This is a genomic window from Rhodanobacter thiooxydans, from assembly GCF_030291135.1.
Taxonomy (GTDB): domain Bacteria; phylum Pseudomonadota; class Gammaproteobacteria; order Xanthomonadales; family Rhodanobacteraceae; genus Rhodanobacter; species Rhodanobacter thiooxydans_A.
Genome location: NZ_CP127409.1, coordinates 2,904,627 through 2,926,347, shown reverse-complemented (window position 1 = coordinate 2,926,347; position 21,721 = coordinate 2,904,627). Strand labels below are relative to the sequence as shown.

The window sequence follows — 21,721 nt, the reverse complement described above, 5'->3', positions numbered from 1 at the left end:
GTAGCGCGGGCTTGGGGCACCCTGAAGTTACGAAATCCGCCACAGGGGAAAAGGGATGAAGACCACGTTGTACACCGTGCTTTGCGTGGCGATTCGGCTGGGTGCGGTGTTGATGGCAGTAGGTGTATTCGAACGCCTTCCGGGCGTCTTCTTTTACAGCGGTGACTGGCATTACCCGCTACTGGCACTGCTCATGGAAACCTTCACCTTGCTGCTCGCGTTCGTACTGTGGATGCGTCCGAGTTTGTTGGCATGGTGGGCGTTGGGCGGCAAGCAGCAGGAAATCCTGGAAAGTCCGATCCATGCCGACCAACTGCACTACGTGGCGTTCTCTGTATTGGGCGCATGGCTGGCGATCAGCGGAGTGGCTGGCTGCTTCGGCCATGGCACGATGATTCTTCTGTTGCTGCACCAGGCGTCCTACGACGGTGCCGGGGAGACTGTGCCTGTCGCCGAGTGGCATTGGATGGTTCAGTATGGGGTAATGGTGGTGGCGGGGATTTTGCTGATGTTGGGTTCGCGTGGCCTGATCGCCCTGTTCCAACGTTTGCGGGGTTATCCACACTATATGGTTGCAAAAACTGACACTGACGCGGACACCCCACAGGACAGCTAAACTGTCTGCACGAGGGTTTCTTCGCCCCGCCCAGGAGATCGCCATGAAATCCATGTTTCGCCCGCTTCGCCAAGCTTTGTTGCTGGCATTGGCGCTGGGCTTCGTCGCGCCGGTGCTGGCGCAGGTGCGCCGGATCGACCAGCAGGACCTGTACCGCTACTGGATCCTGCTCAATACGCAGGTGAAGATGGACGTGCCCAACGGCGGGCTGAACCTGGACAAGCCCGGCTGCGCGGCAGTGACTTATACGATCGGTTCCGACGGTGTGCCGATGAACGTGCAGGTGGTCAAGGTGGCGCCGAAGAGTGATCTCGGTCCGGCGGCGCGCAGTGCGGTCGCCAATTTCCGTTATGGCCCATCGCTGACCAACCGCATCGGCGAGCCGGTCGCCACCTACTACATCGTGCCGTTCAACGCGCCCCGGGATACGGCCCAGCGCCAGCAGTTGATGGACCAGTGCAAGCTGCCCGGCTACACCCCGTGAGTCGGTTCGCCTGAGCCAGCTGTAGTCCGGCCGCGCCGCGCCTTGGCGCTTGCGGCCGCCAATCTGGCCTATAATCGCCGTTTTGAACCGCGCCGCTTCGGCCCCGAGGCGGCTTCAACCATATGCAGGCGGGCCACGCCCCGGCACCACGGAGTCGTCATGAGTATTGAAGATCTCGAAAGCATCGCCCTGGCGATGGTCGCGCCCGGCAAGGGCATCATCGCCATCGACGAGTCGACCAACACCATCAAGAAGCGTTTCGAGGCGGTCGGCATCGAGAACACCGAGGAAAACCGCCGCGCCTACCGTGAGCTGCTGCTGACCACGCCGGGCCTGAACGAGCACATCTCCGGCGCGATCCTGTATGACGAGACGATCCGCCAGTCGACCAAGGACGGCGTGCCGTTCACCGCGGTGATGAAGAAGCTCGGCATCATCCCCGGCATCAAGGTCGACAAGGGCCCGCAGCCGCTGGCCGGCTTCCCCGGCGACGTGGTCACCGAGGGCCTCGACGGCCTGCGCGAGCGCCTGCAGGAATACGCGAAGCTGGGTGCCCAGTTCGCCAAGTGGCGTGCAGTGATCAACATCTCCGAAGAGAACCCCAGCTCCACCGCGATCGAGGCGAACTGCCACGTGCTGGCCCGTTACGCCGCGCTGTGCCAGGAAGCCGGCCTGGTGCCGATGGTCGAGCCCGAAGTGATCATGGACGGCGACCACAGCATCGAGGTCAGCTACGAAGTGCACGAAGCGGTGCTGCGCAGCCTGTTCAACGCGTTGTACGAGCAGAACGTGATGCTGGAAGGCACCATCCTGAAGATCAGCATGGTCATCCCGGGCAAGGATTGCGACGAGCAGGTCGACGTCGAGGAAGTCGCCGAAGCCACCGTGCGCGTGCTGAAGTCCACCGTGCCGGCCTCGCTGCCGGGTATCGTGTTCCTCTCCGGCGGCCAGACCGACCAGCAGTCCACCGCGCATCTGAACGCGATGAACCAGATCGGCCCGCACCCGTGGCCGCTGTCGTTCTCCTACGGCCGCGCCATGCAGCAGGCGGCGCTGAAGCTGTGGGCCAAGGACATGAAGGCGAACTACGCCGAGGCGCAGAAGACCGTGCATGCGCGCGCGCGTGACAACGGCCTGGCCGCGCTGGGGCAGTGGAACGGCTGAGTGTTTATTCCTGCGATCATCCATGATCGCGAGAATCAAACGGGCAGCCATCCCTGGTGGCAATGCTCAGAAAAGAAACGGGCACCGTGAGGTGCCCGTTTCGTTTTCCGTGTGATCGGTCAACCAATCAGAAGCGGTATTCCGCGCTGACCGAGACCATGTCGGTGCTCAGGTCGACGTTGCGCTTGCTCGCGTCGAAGTAGTCGTAGTTCAGGCCGACGCTGAGGTTGCTGGTGAGGTTGTAGCCCACCCCGGCACCGGCATACCAGCTGTTGGAACTCAGGCTCTTGTTGATCGGGTTGATGTCGTTGCTCAGACCGTGGCCGGTCCAGCTGTAGAGGCCGGCGCGGCCGCCGACGTACCAGTCCGGGCTGAGGTCGTAGCGGGCATTCGCACCGACGGTCCAGCCGTGTAGCTGGGATTTGCCCGGGGCGATCACTGGCTGGCTGTTGAAGACGTTCTTCGCATGGATGTTGCCCAGGTCGTTGTAACCCACCTCGGCGCCCAGCGCGAAGCTCGGCGCCAGCGACCAGCGATAGCCACCGTTGAGGGCATAGCCGGTGTCATGGCCGTCGTACGGCCCCTGGTTGATGGCGGTGCGGCCGATATTGCCGTTGATGAACCAGCCGTCACTTTGGGTCGGCGCGCTCTGCGCGAACACGGCGGGAACGGCCAGCAGGCCGGCGGTGGTGATGGCAAGGGCAAGCAGGGTCTTTTTCATGGTCATGGAGCTTCTCCAGTTGTTGTCATGGCAGTCGGCCCACAGGGGGAATGGCCGCTGCTGGTGGTGTGCTGCCAATGAGGCGGTGGCACCCGGGTACTTAGATGGGGTGGATGCCGGAAGATTCAATACCGGTTAGTTCAGTATTAAGCTTGAGTTAATTCGACACCGGCCTCAAAAGCGGTATTCCGCGGTCAGCGACGCCGTATCGGAACTCAACTTGATGTGGTCCTTGTTCGCACGGTAGTAGTCGTACGAAAGACCCAGCCCGAAGTGCTCGCTGAAGTCGTAGCCGGTACCCACGCCGGCGTACCAGTCGACCTGGTCCAGCTTGTGGCGGTTGATGTCCTGGTTGGCGTAGCCATGACCGCGCCAGCCGTACACGCCGGTGCGGCCGCTGACGTACAGGCCCTGCCAGACATTGATCTTGCCGTTGACGCCGGCGGTCCAGCCGCGCAGCGCGTTGCGGCGCTCGGTCAGGTTGACGTCGTTGCTGTTGAACGCATTCTTCAGCTTGAAGTTGCCCAGGTCGTTGTAGCCGAGCTCCACGCCCAGGCCCAGGTCCGGGCCGACCTTCCAGCGATAGCCGCCGTTGAGCGCGTAGGTGGTCGGATGGTCGGCGTATGGGCCCACGCGCATGTGCGCCTGGCCGACGCTGCCGTTGATGAACCAGTTGCCGCTGCCGATTGGCTGGGACGGCTGGAAATTGCCGCCGGCGGTGGCCGTGCTGTCCGTGGCGGTCGGGGCGACCTGGCTGTCCTGCGCGAAGGCCGGCAGGGTGCACAGGGCAGTGGAGGTGATGGCGAGTGCAAGAAGTGTCTTTTTCATGGTGAGTACTCCTCTTTTTTGGACCGGGCCGGCGGTCATGGGAAAGGACCCGCGCGGTCGGGCAGCGCCCGGGGATGGCGCTGCGGGGCGTAGTGATAATGGGGCGAGGCTGAAGCTCGCCGAACCGTATGGTGCGGGGTTAAGCGGTGATTAATTCCGCAGTCGTGGGCGACAGCGCCGGGCCGGATCGGCGACAATGGGCGCTTTTGCACCCCCCGGAGACTGCCCGATGACCACCCGCCGCGAACTCGCCAATGCCGTGCGAGCCCTTGCCATGGACGCCGTGGAAGCGGCCAAATCCGGTCATCCGGGCATGCCGATGGGCATGGCCGACCTCGCCGAGGTGCTGTGGAACGATTTCCTCCACTTCAATCCGGCCAATCCGAAGTGGTTCAACCGCGACCGCTTCGTGCTCTCCAACGGCCACGGCTCGATGCTGCAGTACGCGCTGCTGCACCTGACCGGCTTCGACCTGCCGATGGATCAGCTGAAGCGCTTCCGCCAGTTGCATTCGAAGACTGCCGGCCACCCGGAAGCCAGCGAAACGCCGGGAGTGGAAACCACCACCGGCCCGCTCGGCCAGGGCCTGGCCAACGCGGTGGGCTTTGCGCTGGCGGAGAAGGTGCTGGCGGCGCATTTCAACCGCCCCGGTCACGACGTGGTCGACCATCACACTTACGTCTTCCTCGGCGACGGTTGCCTGATGGAAGGCATCTCGCACGAAGTCGCCTCGCTGGCCGGTACCTGGCAGCTGGGCAAGCTGGTGGCGATCTACGACGACAACGGCATCTCGATCGACGGCGAAGTGCACGGCTGGTTCACCGACGACACACCGGCGCGCTTCGAGGCCTATGGCTGGAACGTGATCCGCGGCGTCGACGGGCATGACGCCGAGGCCATCAAGAAAGCGATCGCCAGCGCCACCGCGCAGCACGACAAGCCCACCCTGATCTGCGCCAAGACCATCATCGGTTTTGGCGCGCCGAACAAGCAGGGCAAGGAAGAAAGCCACGGCGCCGCGCTGGGCAAGGACGAGATCGCCGCTGCGCGCGAACAACTGGGCTGGAAGTACGCGCCGTTCGAGATCCCGGCCGACATTTATGCCGGCTGGGATCATCGCAAGGCGGGCAGCGAAGCCGAGCAGGTATGGAACGACGCCTTCGCGAAATACGCCGCCGCCCATCCGGAGCTGGCTGCTGAGTTCAGCCGCCGCATGAGCGGCGAGCTGCCGGCGGACTGGGCCGCGAAGTCGCAGGCGTATATCGCCAAGCTGCAGGCGGAAGGCCCGGAAGTGGCCTCGCGCAAGGCCTCGCAGATGACGCTGGACGCGTTCGGCCCGCTGCTGCCGGAGCTGATCGGCGGCTCGGCCGACCTGGCCGGCTCCAACCTCACCAAGTGGAAGGGCAGCCTCGACGCCGGCAACGGCGACAGCGCCGGCGGCAAGGGCAACTACGTCTACTACGGCGTGCGCGAGTTTGGCATGACCGCGATCGCGAATGGTCTTGCCCTGCACGGCGGCTTCATTCCGTATGACGCCACCTTCCTGGTGTTCTCCGACTACGCGCGCAACGCGGTGCGCATGAGCGCGCTGATCCCGGCCCACGCCATCCACGTCTACACGCACGACTCGATCGGCCTGGGCGAGGACGGCCCGACCCATCAGCCGGTCGAGCACATGGCCAGCCTGCGCTACATCCCGAACAACCAGCTGTGGCGTCCGTGCGATGCGGTGGAGTCGGCCGCGTCGTGGAAGGCGGCAATCGAGCGCAAGGGCGCGCCGTCGTGCCTGATCTTCTCGCGGCAGAATCTCAGGCATCAGCAGCGCAGCGCGCAGCAGGTGGCCGATATCCAGCGCGGCGGTTACGTGCTGTCTGATCCGCTGGACACGAAGTTCCAGGCGATCCTGATCGCCACCGGCTCGGAAGTGGAGCTGGCGATGGAAGCCTCGCGCGCGCTGGCCCAGCAGGGCGTGGCCGTGCGCGTGGTGTCGATGCCGTGCACCGAGGTGTTCGACGCGCAGCCGCTGGAATACCGCGAAGGCGTGCTGCCGCTCTGGTGCCGCGCCCGTGTGGCGGTGGAGGCGGCGACCGCCGACTTCTGGCGCAAGTACGTGGGCCTGGACGGCGAGGTGGTCGGCATGACTACGTTCGGCGCTTCCGCCCCCGCGCCGCAGCTGTTCGAGCATTTCGGTTTCACCGTGGCGCACGTGATCGATGCGGTGAAGCGCGTCGTGCGCTAGGCGCGAGTTCCTTCAGCCACAAAAAAAGCCGCGGCACGCCGCGGCTTTTTTTGTGCACCGGCAAGCTCAGGCGAACAGCAGCCGGGCCAGTTCGTCCGGCGTCGCCGCAACGGCATCGGCGCCGGCCTGCTCCAGTTCCGCGCGGCCGCCGAAACCCCACAGCACACCGAAGCCGCGCACCTGGTTGGCAACCGCGCCGTCGATGTCGAAGTGGCGGTCGCCGATCATCACCGCATCGGCCGGTTCGGTGCCGAAATCGGCCAGTGCCTCGGCGATCATCGTGGCCTTCTCGCTGTGCGCGCTGCCGGGATGCGGGCCGTACAGGCGTTCGAACATCGCCCCGAACGGCAGTTGCTCGACGATCGGTGCGGCGTGATGTTGCGGCTTGCCGGTGACCACGGCGAGCCGGTGACCGGCGCTGCGCAACTGCCCGATCAGTGCCTCGATACCCGGATAGACGGCGTGTTCGCGCCAGCCCAGCGTGTCGAAGCGCTCGTGGTAGTACTTCACCGCCGCCTCGATGCGCTCGGCGTCGTGGTCCAGCAGCGGCGCGAAGCTGTGCCGCAACGGCGGGCCGATCCAGCGGCGCAGTTCCTCGTGTGCGGGTACCGGCACGTCCAGCCGCGCCAGCGCATGTTTCACGCAGGTGGTGATGCCGTGTTCGGAATCGATCAGGGTGCCGTCGAGGTCGAACAGGCAGAGCATTACTTCGCGGCTCGTGCCTTCAGCGCGGTGACCGCCGGCAGTTCCTTGCCTTCGAGGAACTCCAGGAACGCGCCGCCGCCGGTGGAGATGTAGGAAACCTGATCGGCGATGCCGTACTTGTCGACCGCGGCCAGGGTATCGCCGCCGCCGGCGATCGAGAACGCGTTCGACGCGGCAATCGCCCGCGCCAGCGTCTCGGTGCCCTTGCCGAACGCGTCGAACTCGAACACGCCGACCGGGCCGTTCCACACCACGGTGCCGGCCCTGGCGATCAGCGCGGCATACAGCGCGGCGGTCTGCGGGCCGATGTCGAGAATCATCTCGTCCGGCCCGACCTGGTCGACCGGCTTGATCGTGGCCGGCGCCTGCGCGGAGAACGCCGGCGCCACTACCACGTCGACCGGCATCGGCACCTCGGCGCCGCGGCGTTTGGCGTCGGCCAGTACCTTCTTCGCCGCGTCGAGCAGATCCATCTCCACCAGCGAGTTGCCGACCGAGTGGCCCATCGCGGCGATGAAGGTGTTGGCGATGCCGCCGCCCACGATCAACTGGTCGACCTTGCCGATCAGGTTGTCGAGCAGGGTCAGCTTGGTCGACACCTTGGAGCCGGCCACGATCGCCAGCAGCGGATGCGCCGGGTGTTCCAGCGCCTTGCCCAGTGCGTCCAGTTCGGCACACAGCAGCGGGCCGGCGGCGGCGATCGGGGCGTACCTGATCACGCCATGGGTGGAGGCCTGCGCGCGGTGCGCGGTGCCGAACGCGTCCATCACGAAGATGTCGCACAGCGCGGCGTACTTCTTTGCCAGCGCCTCGTCGTCCTTGCCCTCGCCGACGTTCATGCGGCAGTTTTCCAGCAGCACCACGTCGCCGGCCGCGACCTCCACGCCGTTGACCAGGTAGTCGGCTATCAGCCGTACCGGCTGGTCCAGCTGGCTGCTCAGCCACAGCGCCACCGGTGCCAGCGAGGACTCGGCATCGAACTGGCCTTCCTTGGGCCGGCCCAGGTGCGAGATCACCATCACCTTGGCGCCGGCGTCGCGGGCGGCGCGGATCGTCGGCAGCGCGGCGTCGAGGCGCTGGGTGGAGGTGATCCGGCCGTGGTCGTCGATCGGCACGTTCAGGTCTTCGCGGATCAGCACGCGCTGGTCGCGCAAATCGAGGTCACTCATGCGGATGACTGACACGGCGGCACTCCGGTAATGGGTCGGGAACGCCCCGATGGGGCGGCAACCGCCTATTGTCCGGCCCGCCGGGTATCGATGCAAACGCCAGTGGCCATCGGAACGCGTTGCGGCGCGCCATGCGCCCGGTTCACACTGTGGCAAACTGCGGTATCCGTCAGGGGGGATGGCTCATGGCTGGCAGTCTGGTGCTCTATGGCTACTGGCGTTCCAGTGCCGCGTATCGCGTGCGCATCGCGCTGAATCTGAAGGGGCTCGAGTACGAGACGCGGCCGGTGCACCTGGTGCGCGACGGCGGCGAGCAGCATGCGGCCGATTACCGTGTGCTCAACCCGCAGGAAATGGTGCCTTGCCTGCTCGACGGCGACCGCGTGATCACACAGTCGCTGGCGATCATGGAATACCTCGACGAGATGCACCCGGAGCTGGAAACGGCCCTGCTGCCGGTCGATGCGCGTGGCCGCGCGCAGGTGCGCTCGCTGGCGATGGCGGTGTGTTGCGACATCCATCCGCTGGGCAACCTGCGCGTGCTGCAGCAGCTGGAAGCGCAGTTCGGAGCCGACGAGGAGCAGCGTGCGGCGTGGTCGCGACACTGGATCGGCGTGGGCTTCCAGGCGATCGAGGCGATCCTGCACGACAGCGTGGCGACCGGCCGTTATTGCCACGGCGAGACGCCGGGCATGGCCGATGCGTGCCTGGTCCCGCAGGTCTACAACGCGCTGCGCTGGAAGCTGCCGCTGGACGACTACCCGACCATCGCGCGCATCTATCACTCCTGCACCGAGCTGGAAGCGTTCCAGCGCGCGGCGCCGGAAGCACAGCCGGATGCGCCTTGAGCGGGGAGTAGGGAACAGGGAAGGGTCAGGAGCGGGGCACGCTGTTGCTGTTCTCCATTCCCGCTTCCCGCAACTCAGAAGCCCATGCCGTACGGATCGTTGCCGGCCAGTTCCGGGTTGTCGGAACCGCCTTCGGCGAGGCGGATCTTCAGCGCCAGGCCGTCGCGCGAATCGGACTTGTTGAGCGCCTCTTCCAGTTCCACGCGGCCTTCCTTGTACAGCTTGTACAGCGACTGGTCGAAGGTCTGCATGCCTTCCTGCAGGCTGCGGTCCATCGCCTCCTTGATCTCGTGGATCTGGCCGCGGCGGATCATGTCGCGGATCAGCGGGGTGTTCAGCAGCACTTCGGCGGCCGGGATGCGGCGGCCGTCCTTGCCAAGCACCAGGCGCTGGCTGATCACCGCGCGCAGGTTCAGCGCCAGGTTCATCAGCACGTTCTTGTGCGCCGATTCGGGGAAGAAGTTGAGGATGCGCTCCAGCGTCTGGTCGGCGTTGTTGGAGTGCAGCGTGGCCAGGCACAGGTGGCCGGTCTCGGAGAAGGCAATGGCCGCCTCCATCGTGTCGGTGTCGCGGATCTCGCCGATCATGATCACGTCCGGCGCTTCGCGCATCGCGTTCTTCAGTGCCTCGTGGTAGCTGTGCGTGTCCAGCCCCACCTCGCGCTGGTTGACGATCGACTTCTTGTGCCGGTGCAGGTATTCGATCGGATCCTCGATGGTGAGGATGTGGCCGGCCGAGTTGGTGTTGCGCTGGTCGAGCATCGCCGCCAGCGTGGTCGACTTGCCCGAGCCGGTGGCGCCGACCACCAGGATCAGCCCGCGCGGCTCCATGATCAGGTCGCGGAAGATGCCGGGCAGCTGCAGCTGGTCGATGCTGGGGATCTCGCTCTTGATCGCGCGGATCACCATGCCCACTTCGCCGCGCTGCTTGAACACGTTGATGCGGAAACGGCCGGCTTCCTTCACCGCCAGCGCCATGTTCAGCTCCAGGTCGCGCTCGAACTGCGGCACCTGGCCCTCGTCCATCAGCGAATAGGCGATCTTCTTGACCATGCCGCCGGGCAGGCCGGTGTTGCCAAGCGGATACAGCTTGCCCTCGACCTTGATATTCACCGGGGCGCCGGTGGACAGGAACATGTCCGACGCGCCCTTGTCTACCATGAGCTTGAGGAAATAACCGATATCCACGAAAGTCCCCTGTTTGCGAAATGCGCGTTGCAATGATGGATTATGCCTGCCCACAATACGCTGCGACACACCATGAGGATTGTGATGTACATCTTTTCCCCGCCGGCCGGATCCCCGCGCCGTATCCGCACGGCCCTGGCCTTCCTGGTACTGGCCCTGGCGCTGACCGGCTGCGCCTCGGTGCCGCCGCCGAATGACTCGATGAACATGGCGCAGACCCAGCTGCAGATGGCCCGCGATGCGGGGGCGGCGGATTATGCGCCGGTCGACCTGGGCTTCGCGCAGGACAAGTTCCAGCTGGCGCAGGCGGCCATGGCCGAGCGCAAGTACGCCGACGCGGCGAGCCTGGCCGAGGAGTCGCGGGCCGACGCCGAGCTGGCCCAGGCCAAGGCCCGGCTGGGTGCGGCGCGGGCGCAGATCCAGAGCAAGGTGCAGGAAAACACCCGCCTGCGGCAACAGGGCGAACAGGCCGCGGCCGCCGCCCAGGCGGCGCCGTCACCACCGCCACCGTCCAGCGTCGCGCCGCCCGCGGACATGCCGGCGCCGTCGTCGTCGGTCCTGTCCGCGCCGCCGGCTGACGGTTTCCAGACCGTACCCGACACCGTCCAGCAACCCGCCGCGAACTCCCATGGAGGCCAGCCATGAAGCGCTCCACTGCCATCCTTGCCGCGGTCGCTCTGGTGCTGGCCACCCTGGGGTCGGCGCACGCCCGGCAGGACGACATCGACATCAGCCGGTTGACCGGCAGCCTCGACCAGCTTGCCAACGATCCCGGCATGGGCAGCTACGCGCAGGCCGAACAGGCGCGCGCCCGCGACGCGATCAACCGGCTGGCCCAGGCCAGCTCGCGCGAGCGGCCGCACGCGTTGTACCTGGCCGAGCGCCGGGTCGATCTGGCCAAAACTGCCGCGCAACTGCAGGACGCCCAGCTCAAGCTGACCCAGCTCGACCGCGAGCACGACCAGATCCTGCTCGACAACAGCCGGCGCGATGCTGAACTGGCGCGGCGCGAACTGGAGCGCCAGCGCCTGCAGTACCAGCTGGCGCAGGAAGAGGCCGCCCGGTTGCAGGCACAGGGACAGGAATACTCGCAGGCGGCCGACCAGGCGCGTGCCGAAGCCGAGCGGGCGAAAAAGCTGGCGGCGGCGCAGAGCAAGGTGGCCAGGGCCGCCAAGCGCCAGGCCGAGCTGGCGGCCCAGGCGGCCAAGGCGATGCGTTCGCAGATGGAAGCCGACAAGGCCGCCGAGGCGGGCCCGGACACGTCGAAACAGCATCCCTGAGACGCTCCCGGCAGGACGCAACTGCGCCCTGCCGCGGCCTCGGGCGGGATTGCCGGGGACTTCGGTCAGTCAATTGTAAAATACTGTTCTGACAGCTTTTTCACGTGAATTTCCGGGTTTCGTGAAGAGTCTTCCGAAAGGCTTGCGGCCCCTCTGGCGGCGGAGTAGGGTCGAAGTCCCACGAGGCATCCAGGCCTTGTGGGTCACTGACTCGAACCATGCGCTTATCCCACGTTTTCATGCTTCCCCTGCGTCCCGGTCATCCGGCGTGGGTGGCGGGGTGCGCGCATGCGTTCATCGTCTGCGGATGCTCCTGTCGCATCCGCACGTCAACTCGCGAGGAGGTCGGATCATGTTTGAAAACCAGCAGCGTGATGATGTCGAGGCATTGATGAAGGCCGACGCCGAATTCCGGCGGCTCTACCAGCATCATCGGGAACTCGACAGCAAGGTGCACGACGCCGATATCGGCGTGCTGCCCATCGACGATGTCACCCTCGCCAGCATGAAGAAGGAGAAACTGCTGGCCAAGGCGCGACTCGAGCGCATGTGGGTGGATCGGGCGCACCTCATCCACTGACCCTGCTGCTTCACGCGAACGCGGCCCCGGGCTCTTCCCTGCCTATCGGGAAGGGTGCCGGGGCCGCCGCGTTTGCGGCGTGCGGCCGGGTCGAGCGGTTATCATGGCGATCCTGCAGCGGCGGTATCGCCCGCGGCTGCGCCCAGCGACGGAGCCCCCATGACGGTCCACCAGAGTGTCCTCGAACTGATCGGACGTACCCCGATGGTGCGCGCGCAGCGCCTGGACACCGGGCCGTGCTCGCTGTTCCTCAAGCTGGAGAGCACCAACCCCGGCGGCTCGATCAAGGACCGCATCGGCCTGTCGATGATCGAGGGCGCCGAGAAGGACGGCCGCATCCGCCCGGGCGACATCCTGGTCGAGGGCACTGCCGGCAACACCGGCCTGGGCCTGGCGCTGGTCGCGCAGCAGAAAGGTTACCGGCTGATCCTGGTGGTGCCGGACAAGATGAGCCGCGAGAAGATCTTCAACCTGAAGGCGATGGGCGCCGAGGTGGTGCTGACCCGCTCCGACGTGGCCAAGGGCCACCCGGAGTACTACCAGGACATGGCCGAGCGGATCGCCCGCGAAACACCCGGCGCCTACTTCATCAACCAGTTCGGCAACCCCGACAACCCGGCAGCGCACATCGCCACCACCGGGCCGGAGATCCTCGAGCAGATGGACGGCCAGGTCGACGCGGTGGTGGTCGGCTGCGGCTCGTCCGGCACGCTGAGCGGGCTGTCGAAGTTCTTCGCCGCGCACTCGCCGCAGACGGAATTCGTGCTGGCCGATCCGGTCGGCTCGATCCTGGCGCAGTACATCAACGAGGGCACGCTCTCGACCAAGTCCGCCAGCTGGATGGTGGAAGGCATCGGCGAGGACTTCCTGCCCTCGATCAGCGACTTCACCCGGGTCAAGAAGGCCTACGCGATTCCCGACAAGGAAAGCTTCCTCACCGCGCGCGAATTGCTGGCGAAGGAGGGCATCCTGGGCGGCTCGTCCACCGGCACGCTGGTGGCCGCGGCGCTGCGCTACTGCCACGAGCAGGCCGCGCCGAAGCGGGTGGTGACCCTGGTCTGCGACACCGGCAACAAGTACCTGTCCAAGCTGTACAACGACTACTGGATGCTCGACAACGGTTTCATCGAACGCGAGCAGCACGGCGACCTGCGCGACCTGCTGCTGCGCCCGTTCGCCCAGCGTGACACGGTGGTGGTCGGCCCGAACGAGCTGCTGATCACCGCGTACAACCGCATGAAGCTGTACGACGTGTCGCAGCTGCCGGTGATGGACGGGCGCAAGCTGGTCGGCATCGTCGACGAGTCCGACGTGCTGATCCACGTGCATGCCGACGGCGCGCGCTTCCGCGATCCGGTGTCGACCGCGATGATGACCAACCTGCAGATGCTCGACGTGCGTTCGCCGGTCGAATCGCTGCTGCCGGTATTCGAGCGCGGCCACGTGGCCATCGTGGTCGACGGCGACGACTTCCTCGGCCTGATCACCCGCATCGACCTGCTGAACTGGCTGCGCCGCAAGGTGGATTGAACGCCCCGCTGCCATGCGTGCTGAGGTGACAGCCGTCACGCGAAAGGTTGCGTTAATGAAGTCCTGCCAGAATCACCCGCCCATGGCAGAGCCCGGAGGCTCCGCCACCCATCAAAGGAAGCTGCCCCGATGTGCGGAATCGTTGCTGCCGTTGCCCAGCGTGATGTCGCGCCGCTGCTGATTGCGGGCCTGAAGGCGCTCGAATATCGGGGTTATGACTCCTCCGGCGTAGCCATCCTCGACCACGGCGTGATCCAGCGCGTGCGTGCCAAGGGCAAGGTGCGCGAGATGGAGGCGCTGTACCTGGCCGACCCGCTGCCCGGTGGCACCGGCATCGCGCATACCCGCTGGGCCACCCACGGCGTGCCGAGCGAGGCGAACGCGCATCCGCACATCGCCGGCCGGGTGGCGATCGTGCACAACGGCATCATCGAGAACCATGCCAGCCTGCGCGCCGAACTGCAGGCGAGCGGCCACGTGTTCACCTCGGAAACCGATACCGAAGTGATGGCCGTGCTGATCGACCGGCATATCAGCCAGGGCATGCGGCTGCGCGAGGCGGTGCTGACCACCGTGCGCGAACTGGAAGGCGCTTACGCGATCGCCGTGGTCAGCCGCGACGAACCCGACCGCGTGGTCGGTGCCCGTCGTGGCGCGCCGTTGCTGGTCGGCCTCGGCATCGGCGAAAACTTCCTCGGCTCCGACGCGCAGGCGCTGATCCAGGTGACCAACCGGATGCTGCATCTGGACGAGGACGACGTGGTCGAGATCACCCGCGACAGCGTGCAGGTGTTCAGCCTCGATGGCGCACCGGTCGAGCGCACCGTGTACGAGAGCGAGCTGTCCACCGACGCGGTCGAGCGTGGCGAGTACCGCCACTACATGCAGAAGGAGATCTTCGAGCAACCGCGCGCGGTTGCCGACACGCTGGAAGCGCGCATCGGCCCGCATGGCGTGCTGCCGAACATCTTCGGCATCGACAGCGGGGCGTTGTTGCAGGCCACCCGCGGGCTGCACATCGTCGCCTGCGGCACCAGCTATCACGCCGGCCTGGTCGCCAAATACTGGATCGAGGAATTCGCGCGGTTGCCGGTCAGCGTGGAAGTGGCCAGCGAATACCGCTACCGCGAGACGGTGGTGCCGGCCGACACATTGTTCGTGGCCATCTCGCAGTCCGGCGAAACCGCCGACACGCTGGCCGCGATGCGCGAATCGCGCCGCCGCGGCTACCTCGGCACGCTGGTCATCTGCAATTCGCCGGAATCGTCGCTGGTGCGCGAAGCCGACCTGAAGCTGATGACCCGCGCCGGCCCCGAGATCGGCGTGGCCTCGACCAAGGCCTTCACCACCCAGCTCGCCGGGCTCGCCCTGCTGACGCTGGAACTGGCCCGCCGCCACGGCCTCGACGACGATCGTTACGCGGCGCTGTGCGCCGAGCTGCAGCACCTGCCGCGCGCGATCGAGGAGGCGCTGCAGATGGAGCCGGCGATCATCGAGCTGGCCGGCGACTTCATCCATCGCCAGCACGCGTTGTTCCTCGGCCGCGGCGTGCAGTATCCGGTGGCGCTGGAAGGCGCACTGAAGCTCAAGGAAATCTCCTACATCCACGCCGAGGCCTATCCGGCCGGCGAACTCAAGCACGGCCCGCTGGCACTGGTCGACGAGAACATGCCGGTGATTGCAGTGGCGCCGAACGGCCCACTGCTGGACAAGCTGAAGTCCAACCTGCAGGAAGTGCGCGCCCGTGGCGGCCGGCTGATCGTGTTCGCCGATGGCGGCGCCGGCATGGACGACATGGCCAGCCACGGCAGGATGCTGCGCATGGCCTCCGGCGGCAGCTTCATCGCCCCGGCCGTGTTCACCGTGCCGTTGCAACTGCTCGCCTACCACGTCGCCGTGCTGCGTGGCACCGATGTCGACCAGCCGCGCAACCTGGCCAAGTCGGTCACCGTGGAATGACGTGCGGGAGCACCCGCTGTGCGCGATGCTCTTCGTCCCGTGACGAGAAGCCGCACACAGGGGGGGCTCCTGCGATTTCAGGCGCAGCGGGTCAGGCGCGGCCGTAGACGTCGTCGTAGCGCACGATGTCGTCTTCGCCGAGGTAGCTGCCGGATTGCACTTCGATCAGTTCCAGCGCGACCTTGCCGGGGTTGCGCAGGCGGTGCTTGCTGCCCAGCGGGATGTAGGTGCTCTGGTTCTCGCCGAGCAGGAACACCTTGTCGTCGCAGGTGACCTCGGCGGTGCCGGAGACCACGATCCAGTGCTCGGCGCGGTGGTGGTGTTTCTGCAGGCTCAGGCTGGCGCCAGGTTTGACCACGATGCGCTTGACCTGGAACCGCTGGCCTTCCTCCAGCGAGTCATAGCTGCCCCACGGCCGGTACACCACGCGGTGCAGCGAGTGCTCGCTGCGGCCAGCGGCCTTCAGTTGCTCGACGATCTTTTTCACGTCCTGCGCAGCGTCGCGGTGCACCACCAGGGTGGCGTCCGGCGTGGTCACCACGATCAGGTCGTCGACGCCGACGGTGGCGAGCAGGTGGCGATCGTGCGAGCGCAGCAGCGAGTTGCGCGTGTCCACCGCCATGGTGTCGCCTTCGCGCAGGTTGCCGTCGGCGTCCTTGTCACCGGTCAGCCACAGCGCCGACCACGAGCCGATGTCGCTCCACGCGCAGCTGACCGGGATCACCGCGGCACGCCGGGTCTTCTCCATCACCGCGTAGTCGATCGACTTGTCCGGCACCAGCGCGAACGCGTCGCGGTCGATGCGCACGAAGTCGAGGTCGGCGGTGGCTTTCGCGTGCGCCTCGCGCACCGCAGCCAGCATCGCCGGTGCGTGTGCGGCCAGTTCTTCCAGGTAGCGCGAAGCCTTGAACAGGAACATGCCGGAGTTCCAGTCGTAGCCGCCATCGGTGAGGTACGACTCGGCGGTGGTCAGGTCGGGCTTCTCGACGAACTGCTCCACGCGAAAACCGTGACCGTCGATCGCTTCGGCACGGCGGATGTAGCCGAAGCCGGTTTCCGGGCGATCCGGACGGATGCCGAAGGTCACCAGCCAACCCTGCGCGGCCAGCGGCATGGCCTGCCTTACGCCCTCGACGAAGGCGGCGGTGTCACCGATCAGGTGGTCGGCCGGCAGCACCAGCAGCGTGGCGTCGGCGTCGCGCTGCAACGCCTGCAGCGCGCCCAGCGCGATCGCCGGCGCGGTATTGCGCGCCAGCGGTTCCAGCACGATGGTGGCGTCTTCGATGCCCGCTTCCAGCAACTGGTCGGCGGCAAGGAAACGATGATCTTCACTCGCGACCACGATCGGCGCGGCGACCTGCGGCAGTTGCCGGGTGCGCGCGATGGTCTGCTGGAACAGCGTGCCCTTGCCGGCCAGTGCCAGGAATTGCTTGGGCAGGTTCTTGCGCGAGACCGGCCACAGCCGGGTACCGCTGCCGCCACTGAGGATGAGGGGGATCAACATGACTGGTCCTTTTCAGTAATTGCTTGTGACCAGCCTGCGCATGACATCATGCAGGCCGTGTTGCCAGTCGGCCGGGGCGAAGCCGAAGCGCTGCCGGAAGCCGGCATTGTCCAGCAACGACCAGGCCGGGCGCACGGCCGGCGTGGGAAACTCCGCGCTGGTGATCGCGACCACGCGGGGCGAGCGTGCCAGCAGGTCCAGTGCCACGGCTTCGTCGAAGATCGCACTGGCGAAGCCGTGCCAGCTCGTCGCACCGCTGGCGACCAGGTGGTGGGTTCCGACCAGTGCGCGACGCTGCCCGCCATCCGACTGCACCCAGCGGTCGAGCGCGGCGAGCGTGCCGCGCACGATCAGCATCGTGTCGGTGGGTGCGCCGTGCTGGTCGGCCACCACGCGAAGCTCGTCGCGTTCCACGCCCAGACGCAGCATGGTGCGCAGGAAGTTGTTGCCGTGCGCGGCGTAGACCCACGCCGTGCGGAAGGTGAGGTGATCGGCGCCGCTGCCGCGCAGCGCCTGCTCGCCGACGAGCTTGCTGCGGCCGTAGGCGCCGAGTGGGCCGGTGGGCGCGTCGACGACATACGGCTGCGCCTGCCTGCCGTCGAACACGTAGTCGGTCGAGTAGTGGATCACCAGCGCGCCCTGCGCCGCGGCCCATTGGCCCAGCACGCCGACCGCCTCGCCGTTGACACGGGTGGCCAGCGCCTCTTCCTGCTCGGCACGATCGACCGCGGTGTATGCGGCGGCATTGATGATTACGTGCGGCCGCAGGCGGTCGAGCAGGGCGGGCAGCGATTCGGGGACGGACAGGTCGGCGATCTCGCCGCGGCCACCGGCAGCCAGCACGCCGTCACGGCTGGCGACCACCAGTTCGCCGCGGGCGGCCAGGCCGCCATCCTCGATGAAGCTGCGGCCGAGCTGGCCGTTGGCGCCGAGCAGCAGGATCCTCACGGCCGGTAGACCGGCAGCCGCTCGGGCGGCACGTCCGCGAGCAGCGGCGTCTTGCCGTCCTTGTCCGACAGCAACGGTGCGCTGATCGGCCAGTCGATGCCGAGCGCGGCATCGTTCCAGCGGATGCCGGCATCGGCCTTGGCGTCGTACAGCGCGGTGCACTGATAGGTGAAGGTGGCAAACTCGGACACCACGCAGAAGCCGTGCGCGAAGCCTTCCGGGATCCAGAAGTGGCGATGATTGTCGGCGGTCAGCATCACGCCGGCCGACTGCCCGAAGGTGGGCGAGCCGCGGCGGATGTCCACCGCCACGTCGTACACCTCGCCCTCCAGCACGCTGACCAGCTTGCCCTGCGGGTTCGGCCACTGGTAATGAAGGCCGCGCAGCACGCCGCGAGCCGAGCGCGAGACGTTGGACTGCACGAAGCGATGGTCGACGCCGGCCTCGCGGTACTTCGCCTCGTTGTAGCTTTCATAAAAGAAGCCGCGGGCATCGCCGAACACCTGGGGTTCGAGAATCAAGGCACCGGGCAACGTCGTTTCGATGATCTTCATCGCGCCAGGCCTTGTTGAGTCAGTTGTTGCAGGTACTGCCCATAACCGGTCTTGGCCAGCGGTGCGGCCAGTGCCAGCAACTGCTCGGCGTTTATCCAACCATTGAGATAAGCAATCTCTTCCGGGCAGCACACCTTCAGGCCCTGCCGGTTCTCGATCGTCTGGATGTAGTTGCCCGCTTCCATCAACGACTCGTGCGTGCCGGTGTCGAGCCAGGCGAAGCCGCGGCCTAGCTGCTCCAGGTGCAGCGAGCCGCCGTCGAGGTAGCAACGGTTGAGGTCGGTGATTTCCAGTTCGCCGCGCGGCGAGGGCTTCAGCGATGCGGCGTAGTCGCACACGCGGCTGTCGTAGAAGTAGAGACCCGTGACCGCGTAGTGCGATTTCGGTTGCGCGGGCTTTTCCTCCAGCCCGATGACCTTGCCGGCGGTATCGAACTCTGCCACGCCGTAGCGCTCCGGATCCTTCACCCAGTAACCGAATACGGTGGCGCCATGTTCGCGCGCGGCGGCGCGCTTGAGCCGCTCGGTAAAGCCGTGGCCGTAGAAGATGTTGTCGCCCAGTACCAGGCAACTCGGCTTGCCGTCGACGAAGTCGCGGCCGATAGTGAATGCCTGCGCCAGGCCGTCGGGCGACGGCTGTACCGCATACCGGATGTCGATGCCCCACTGCGAGCCATCGCCGAGCAGGCGCTGGAACATGTCCTGCTCGTGCGGTGTATTGATGATCAGCACTTCGCGGATACCCGCCAGCATCAGCGTGGCCAGCGGGTAGTAGATCATCGGCTTGTCGTACACCGGTAGCAGCTGCTTGCTGATCGCTCGGGTGATCGGGTGCAGCCGGGTGCCGGAACCGCCGGCGAGGATGATGCCCTTCGTACTCATGCGCCCAGCCTCTCCATGCGGTAGCTGCCGTCCAGCACACGCTGCACCCACGGCTGGTGGTCGAGGTACCAGTCCACCGTGGCGGCGATGCCGCTTTCGAAGGTCTGCGAGGGTTTCCAGCCCAGCTCGCGCTGCAGTTTGCTGGAGTCGATTGCATAGCGGCGGTCGTGGCCGGGGCGATCCTTGACGTAGGTGATCAACGATTCGCGCGCGTGGCCGTCGGCCAGCGGCCTGCGCTCATCGAGCAGGGCGCAGATGGTCTTCACGACCCTGATGTTCTCGCGCTCGGCGTTGCCGCCCACGTTGTAGGTTTCGCCCACCCGGCCGGAATCCAGCACGCGACGGATCGCGCTGCAGTGGTCGCCCACGAACAGCCAGTCGCGGATGTTTCTGCCGTCGCCATAAACGGGCAGCGACTCGCCGGCCAGCGCCTTGGCGATCACCAGCGGGATCAACTTTTCCGGAAACTGGTACGGCCCGTAGTTGTTCGAGCAGTTGGTGGTCAGCACCGGCAGGCCGTAGGTGTGGTGGAACGCGCGCACCAGGTGGTCGGAGGCGGCTTTCGACGCGGAGTACGGTGAGTTTGGCGCGTACGGCGTGGTCTCGGTGAACTTGCCCTCGGCGCCGAGCGAGCCGTATACCTCGTCGGTTGATACGTGCAGGAAGCGGAAGCCCTCACGGGTGGCGCCATCGAGGCTGCGCCAGTAGTCGCGGGAGCATTCCAGCAAGCCCAGCGTGCCGACCACGTTCGTCTGCACGAACTCGGCCGGGCCGTCGATCGAGCGGTCCACGTGTGACTCGGCGGCGAAGTTCACGATGGCGTCGGGCTGGTGTTCGGCCAGCAGTTTTGCCACCAGGGCGCGGTCGCCGATGTCGCCGTGCACGAAAACGTGACGCGCATCACCTTGCAGCGAGGCCAGCGTGTCGAGGTTGCCGGCGTAGGTGAGCTTGTCCAGATTGATCACCCGCAAGCCGTCGGCCACTGCCTGCAGCACGAAATTGGCGCCGATGAAGCCGGCGCCGCCGGTGACCAGCACCGTTTTGCTCCTTGTAGATGATTCGTTCATCAATTATGTCCTGGGTTCAACTGAGTGGGGCTGCACGGCGGTTCGAACGCACAGCAGGCAGCAAATGATGCCGGTTCCGGGCGCGATGACCAAGCACTGGTCATATCCGCGGGGGCTCTGGTGCAGGGAAGGTGCTGAAAAGCCGACAGTTTGCTCACTTTGAGATGAACGTCATCTTCATCCGCCTGTCCGACAGTTACCCCTTAGCGGCTAGAATCATCGGCTTGATCATCATCCAGGCGATCCGTCCGGCGGGTCGGGAGAAACAGAGCGATGAAAAGCGGCAAGCAACGCAGTGAACAGGGAATGGGCACCCGCGCGATCCACGCCGGCCAGCATCCCGACCCCAGCACCGGCGCCATCATGACGCCGATCTACGCCACCTCGACCTACGTGCAGGAGAGCCCGGGCAAGCACAAGGGCTACGAGTACTCGCGCACGCAGAATCCTACGAGGATGGCTTACGAACGCTGCGTGGCGGACCTGGAAGGCGGCGTGGCCGGCTTCGCGTTCGCCTCCGGCCTGGCCGCGGCGGCGACCGTGCTGGACCTGCTTGACTCGGGCAGCCACGTGATCGCGATGGACGACCTTTACGGAGGCACCTACCGCCTGTTTGAGCGGGTGCGTCGGCGCTCGGCCGGGCTGGACTTCAGTTTCATCGACCTGAACGACATGGCGGCGCTGAGAGCGGCATTGAAACCGAATACGCGGATGATCTGGGCCGAAACCCCGACCAATCCAATGCTCAAGCTGGTCGACCTGGCCAAGGTCGCCGCGTTCGCGAAGAAGCACGGCCTGATCCTGGTGGTGGACAACACCTTCTGCTCGCCGATGGTGCAGCGGCCGCTGGAATACGGCGCCGACCTGGTGCTGCATTCGGCCACCAAGTACATCAACGGCCACTCCGACATGGTTGGCGGCATTGTCGTGGCCGGCAGCAAGGAACTGGCCACCCAGATGGCCTTCCTGCAGAACTCGGTCGGCGCAGTGGCCGGCCCGTTCGATGCCTTCCTCGCCATGCGCGGCCTGAAGACGCTGCACCTGCGCATGCGCCAGCACTGCGCCAGCGCACTGGAACTGGCCATCTGGCTGCAGAAGCACCCGGCGATCGAGCGGGTGATCTACCCCGGCCTGAAAAGCCATCCGCAGCACGCGCTGGCCAAGCGCCAGATGCATGGCTTTGGCGGGATCGTCACGATCGAGGTAAAGGGCGGCCTGAAGAAGGCACGGCGCATGCTGGAGCGCTGCGAGCTGTTCGCGCTGGCCGAGTCGCTCGGTGGCGTCGAGAGCCTGATCGAGCACCCCGCGATCATGACCCATGCCTCGGTGCCCGCGGCGAACCGCAAGCGGCTTGGTATCAGTGATGGGCTGATCCGGTTGTCTGTGGGCGTGGAGAATATTGAGGATCTGCGCGCGGAGTTGGCATCGGCGCTGGCGTGATAGGGACTGAGTATGAG

General features: G+C 66.2%; 22 protein-coding genes. 12 read left to right on the top strand and 10 right to left on the bottom strand.

Annotation, left to right across the window (positions count from 1 at the left end):
- Positions 1-55: 55 nt before the first annotated feature.
- The 3 genes from QQA13_RS13480 (at position 56) to QQA13_RS13470 (ending at position 2,264) form a co-directional block, all read left to right on the top strand.
- Positions 56-616: a hypothetical protein gene (locus QQA13_RS13480; RefSeq protein ID WP_108470411.1), complete on the top strand. Its 561-nt coding sequence runs from the start codon at positions 56-58 to the stop codon at positions 614-616.
- A 43-nt stretch (positions 617-659) separates the two neighbouring features.
- On the top strand, positions 660-1,100 hold the full coding sequence (locus QQA13_RS13475; RefSeq protein WP_108470412.1) for an energy transducer TonB: 441 nt from the start codon (positions 660-662) through the stop codon (positions 1,098-1,100).
- A 159-nt stretch (positions 1,101-1,259) separates the two neighbouring features.
- Positions 1,260-2,264 (top strand): class I fructose-bisphosphate aldolase, encoded by a 1,005-nt coding sequence (locus QQA13_RS13470; protein WP_108470413.1) that lies wholly within the window; start codon positions 1,260-1,262, stop codon positions 2,262-2,264.
- A gap of 127 nt (positions 2,265-2,391) precedes the next feature.
- On the opposite strand, the gene QQA13_RS13465 is transcribed toward QQA13_RS13470, so the two are convergent.
- Positions 2,392-2,991, bottom strand: coding sequence for an outer membrane protein (locus QQA13_RS13465; RefSeq protein WP_108470414.1), 600 nt, complete (start codon positions 2,989-2,991; stop codon positions 2,392-2,394).
- 168 nt (positions 2,992-3,159) lie between these two features.
- Entirely contained in the window at positions 3,160-3,813 is a 654-nt protein-coding gene (locus QQA13_RS13460; protein WP_108470415.1) for an outer membrane beta-barrel protein, read from the bottom strand.
- Between the two features lie 229 nt (positions 3,814-4,042).
- Between QQA13_RS13460 and tkt the strand changes: the two genes are divergently transcribed.
- Positions 4,043-6,052: a transketolase gene (tkt, locus tag QQA13_RS13455; RefSeq protein ID WP_108470416.1), complete on the top strand. Its 2,010-nt coding sequence runs from the start codon at positions 4,043-4,045 to the stop codon at positions 6,050-6,052.
- Between the two features lie 66 nt (positions 6,053-6,118).
- Here tkt and QQA13_RS13450 read toward each other — a convergent pair whose 3' ends face one another.
- Both QQA13_RS13450 and QQA13_RS13445 read right to left on the bottom strand, forming a co-directional pair.
- Positions 6,119-6,757, bottom strand: coding sequence for an HAD hydrolase-like protein (locus tag QQA13_RS13450; RefSeq protein ID WP_108470417.1), 639 nt, complete (start codon positions 6,755-6,757; stop codon positions 6,119-6,121).
- On the bottom strand, positions 6,757-7,926 hold the full coding sequence (locus QQA13_RS13445; RefSeq protein ID WP_428992309.1) for a phosphoglycerate kinase: 1,170 nt from the start codon (positions 7,924-7,926) through the stop codon (positions 6,757-6,759). Before QQA13_RS13445 ends, QQA13_RS13450 begins: the two co-directional genes overlap by 1 nt.
- A 185-nt stretch (positions 7,927-8,111) precedes the next feature.
- On the opposite strand from QQA13_RS13445, the gene maiA reads away from it, so the two are divergent.
- Complete coding sequence (gene maiA, locus QQA13_RS13440) at positions 8,112-8,774, top strand: maleylacetoacetate isomerase (protein ID WP_108470419.1); 663 nt, start codon at positions 8,112-8,114, stop codon at positions 8,772-8,774.
- A gap of 74 nt (positions 8,775-8,848) precedes the next feature.
- Here the strand turns inward: maiA and QQA13_RS13435 are convergent, their stop codons facing one another.
- On the bottom strand, positions 8,849-9,961 hold the full coding sequence (locus QQA13_RS13435) for a PilT/PilU family type 4a pilus ATPase (protein ID WP_108470420.1): 1,113 nt from the start codon (positions 9,959-9,961) through the stop codon (positions 8,849-8,851).
- An 84-nt stretch (positions 9,962-10,045) separates the two neighbouring features.
- On the opposite strand from QQA13_RS13435, the gene QQA13_RS13430 reads away from it, so the two are divergent.
- The 5 genes from QQA13_RS13430 to glmS all read left to right on the top strand — a co-directional run bounded on the left by QQA13_RS13430 (position 10,046) and on the right by glmS (position 15,310).
- A complete protein-coding gene (locus tag QQA13_RS13430) occupies positions 10,046-10,606 on the top strand; it encodes a DUF4398 domain-containing protein (RefSeq protein ID WP_108470421.1) in 561 nt (186 codons plus the stop codon).
- On the top strand, positions 10,603-11,241 hold the full coding sequence (locus QQA13_RS13425) for a hypothetical protein (protein ID WP_108470422.1): 639 nt from the start codon (positions 10,603-10,605) through the stop codon (positions 11,239-11,241). The genes QQA13_RS13430 and QQA13_RS13425 overlap by 4 nt, the downstream gene beginning before the upstream one ends.
- 352 nt (positions 11,242-11,593) lie before the next feature.
- Positions 11,594-11,821 (top strand): YdcH family protein, encoded by a 228-nt coding sequence (locus QQA13_RS13420; RefSeq protein ID WP_108470423.1) that lies wholly within the window; start codon positions 11,594-11,596, stop codon positions 11,819-11,821.
- A 159-nt stretch (positions 11,822-11,980) separates the two neighbouring features.
- The gene (locus QQA13_RS13415) at positions 11,981-13,351 is read left to right on the top strand and encodes a pyridoxal-phosphate dependent enzyme (RefSeq protein ID WP_108470424.1); all 1,371 of its coding nucleotides are present in this window, start codon (positions 11,981-11,983) and stop codon (positions 13,349-13,351) included.
- Positions 13,352-13,480: 129 nt separating this feature from the next.
- Positions 13,481-15,310 carry a glutamine--fructose-6-phosphate transaminase (isomerizing) gene (gene glmS, locus QQA13_RS13410; protein WP_108470425.1) on the top strand — a complete coding sequence of 610 codons (1,830 nt, stop codon included), beginning with the start codon at positions 13,481-13,483 and terminating at the stop codon, positions 15,308-15,310.
- A gap of 91 nt (positions 15,311-15,401) precedes the next feature.
- On the opposite strand, the gene QQA13_RS13405 is transcribed toward glmS, so the two are convergent.
- From QQA13_RS13405 to rfbB, 5 genes are read right to left on the bottom strand one after another with little or no spacing between them, the layout of a single operon-like run.
- On the bottom strand, positions 15,402-16,814 hold the full coding sequence (locus tag QQA13_RS13405) for a mannose-1-phosphate guanylyltransferase/mannose-6-phosphate isomerase (RefSeq protein WP_108470426.1): 1,413 nt from the start codon (positions 16,812-16,814) through the stop codon (positions 15,402-15,404).
- 12 nt (positions 16,815-16,826) lie between these two features.
- Complete coding sequence (rfbD, locus tag QQA13_RS13400; RefSeq protein WP_108470427.1) at positions 16,827-17,762, bottom strand: dTDP-4-dehydrorhamnose reductase; 936 nt, start codon at positions 17,760-17,762, stop codon at positions 16,827-16,829.
- Positions 17,759-18,316, bottom strand: coding sequence for a dTDP-4-dehydrorhamnose 3,5-epimerase (rfbC, locus tag QQA13_RS13395; protein WP_108470428.1), 558 nt, complete (start codon positions 18,314-18,316; stop codon positions 17,759-17,761). Before rfbC ends, rfbD begins: the two co-directional genes overlap by 4 nt.
- Entirely contained in the window at positions 18,313-19,197 is an 885-nt protein-coding gene (gene rfbA / locus QQA13_RS13390) for a glucose-1-phosphate thymidylyltransferase RfbA (RefSeq protein ID WP_108470429.1), read from the bottom strand. The genes rfbC and rfbA overlap by 4 nt, the downstream gene beginning before the upstream one ends.
- Positions 19,194-20,264, bottom strand: coding sequence for a dTDP-glucose 4,6-dehydratase (rfbB, locus tag QQA13_RS13385; protein ID WP_108470430.1), 1,071 nt, complete (start codon positions 20,262-20,264; stop codon positions 19,194-19,196). Before rfbB ends, rfbA begins: the two co-directional genes overlap by 4 nt.
- A gap of 164 nt (positions 20,265-20,428) precedes the next feature.
- On the opposite strand from rfbB, the gene QQA13_RS13380 reads away from it, so the two are divergent.
- Complete coding sequence (locus QQA13_RS13380; RefSeq protein WP_267895671.1) at positions 20,429-20,563, top strand: hypothetical protein; 135 nt, start codon at positions 20,429-20,431, stop codon at positions 20,561-20,563.
- Complete coding sequence (locus QQA13_RS13375) at positions 20,538-21,704, top strand: trans-sulfuration enzyme family protein (protein ID WP_108470431.1); 1,167 nt, start codon at positions 20,538-20,540, stop codon at positions 21,702-21,704. Before QQA13_RS13380 ends, QQA13_RS13375 begins: the two co-directional genes overlap by 26 nt.
- Positions 21,705-21,721: the final 17 nt, after the last annotated feature.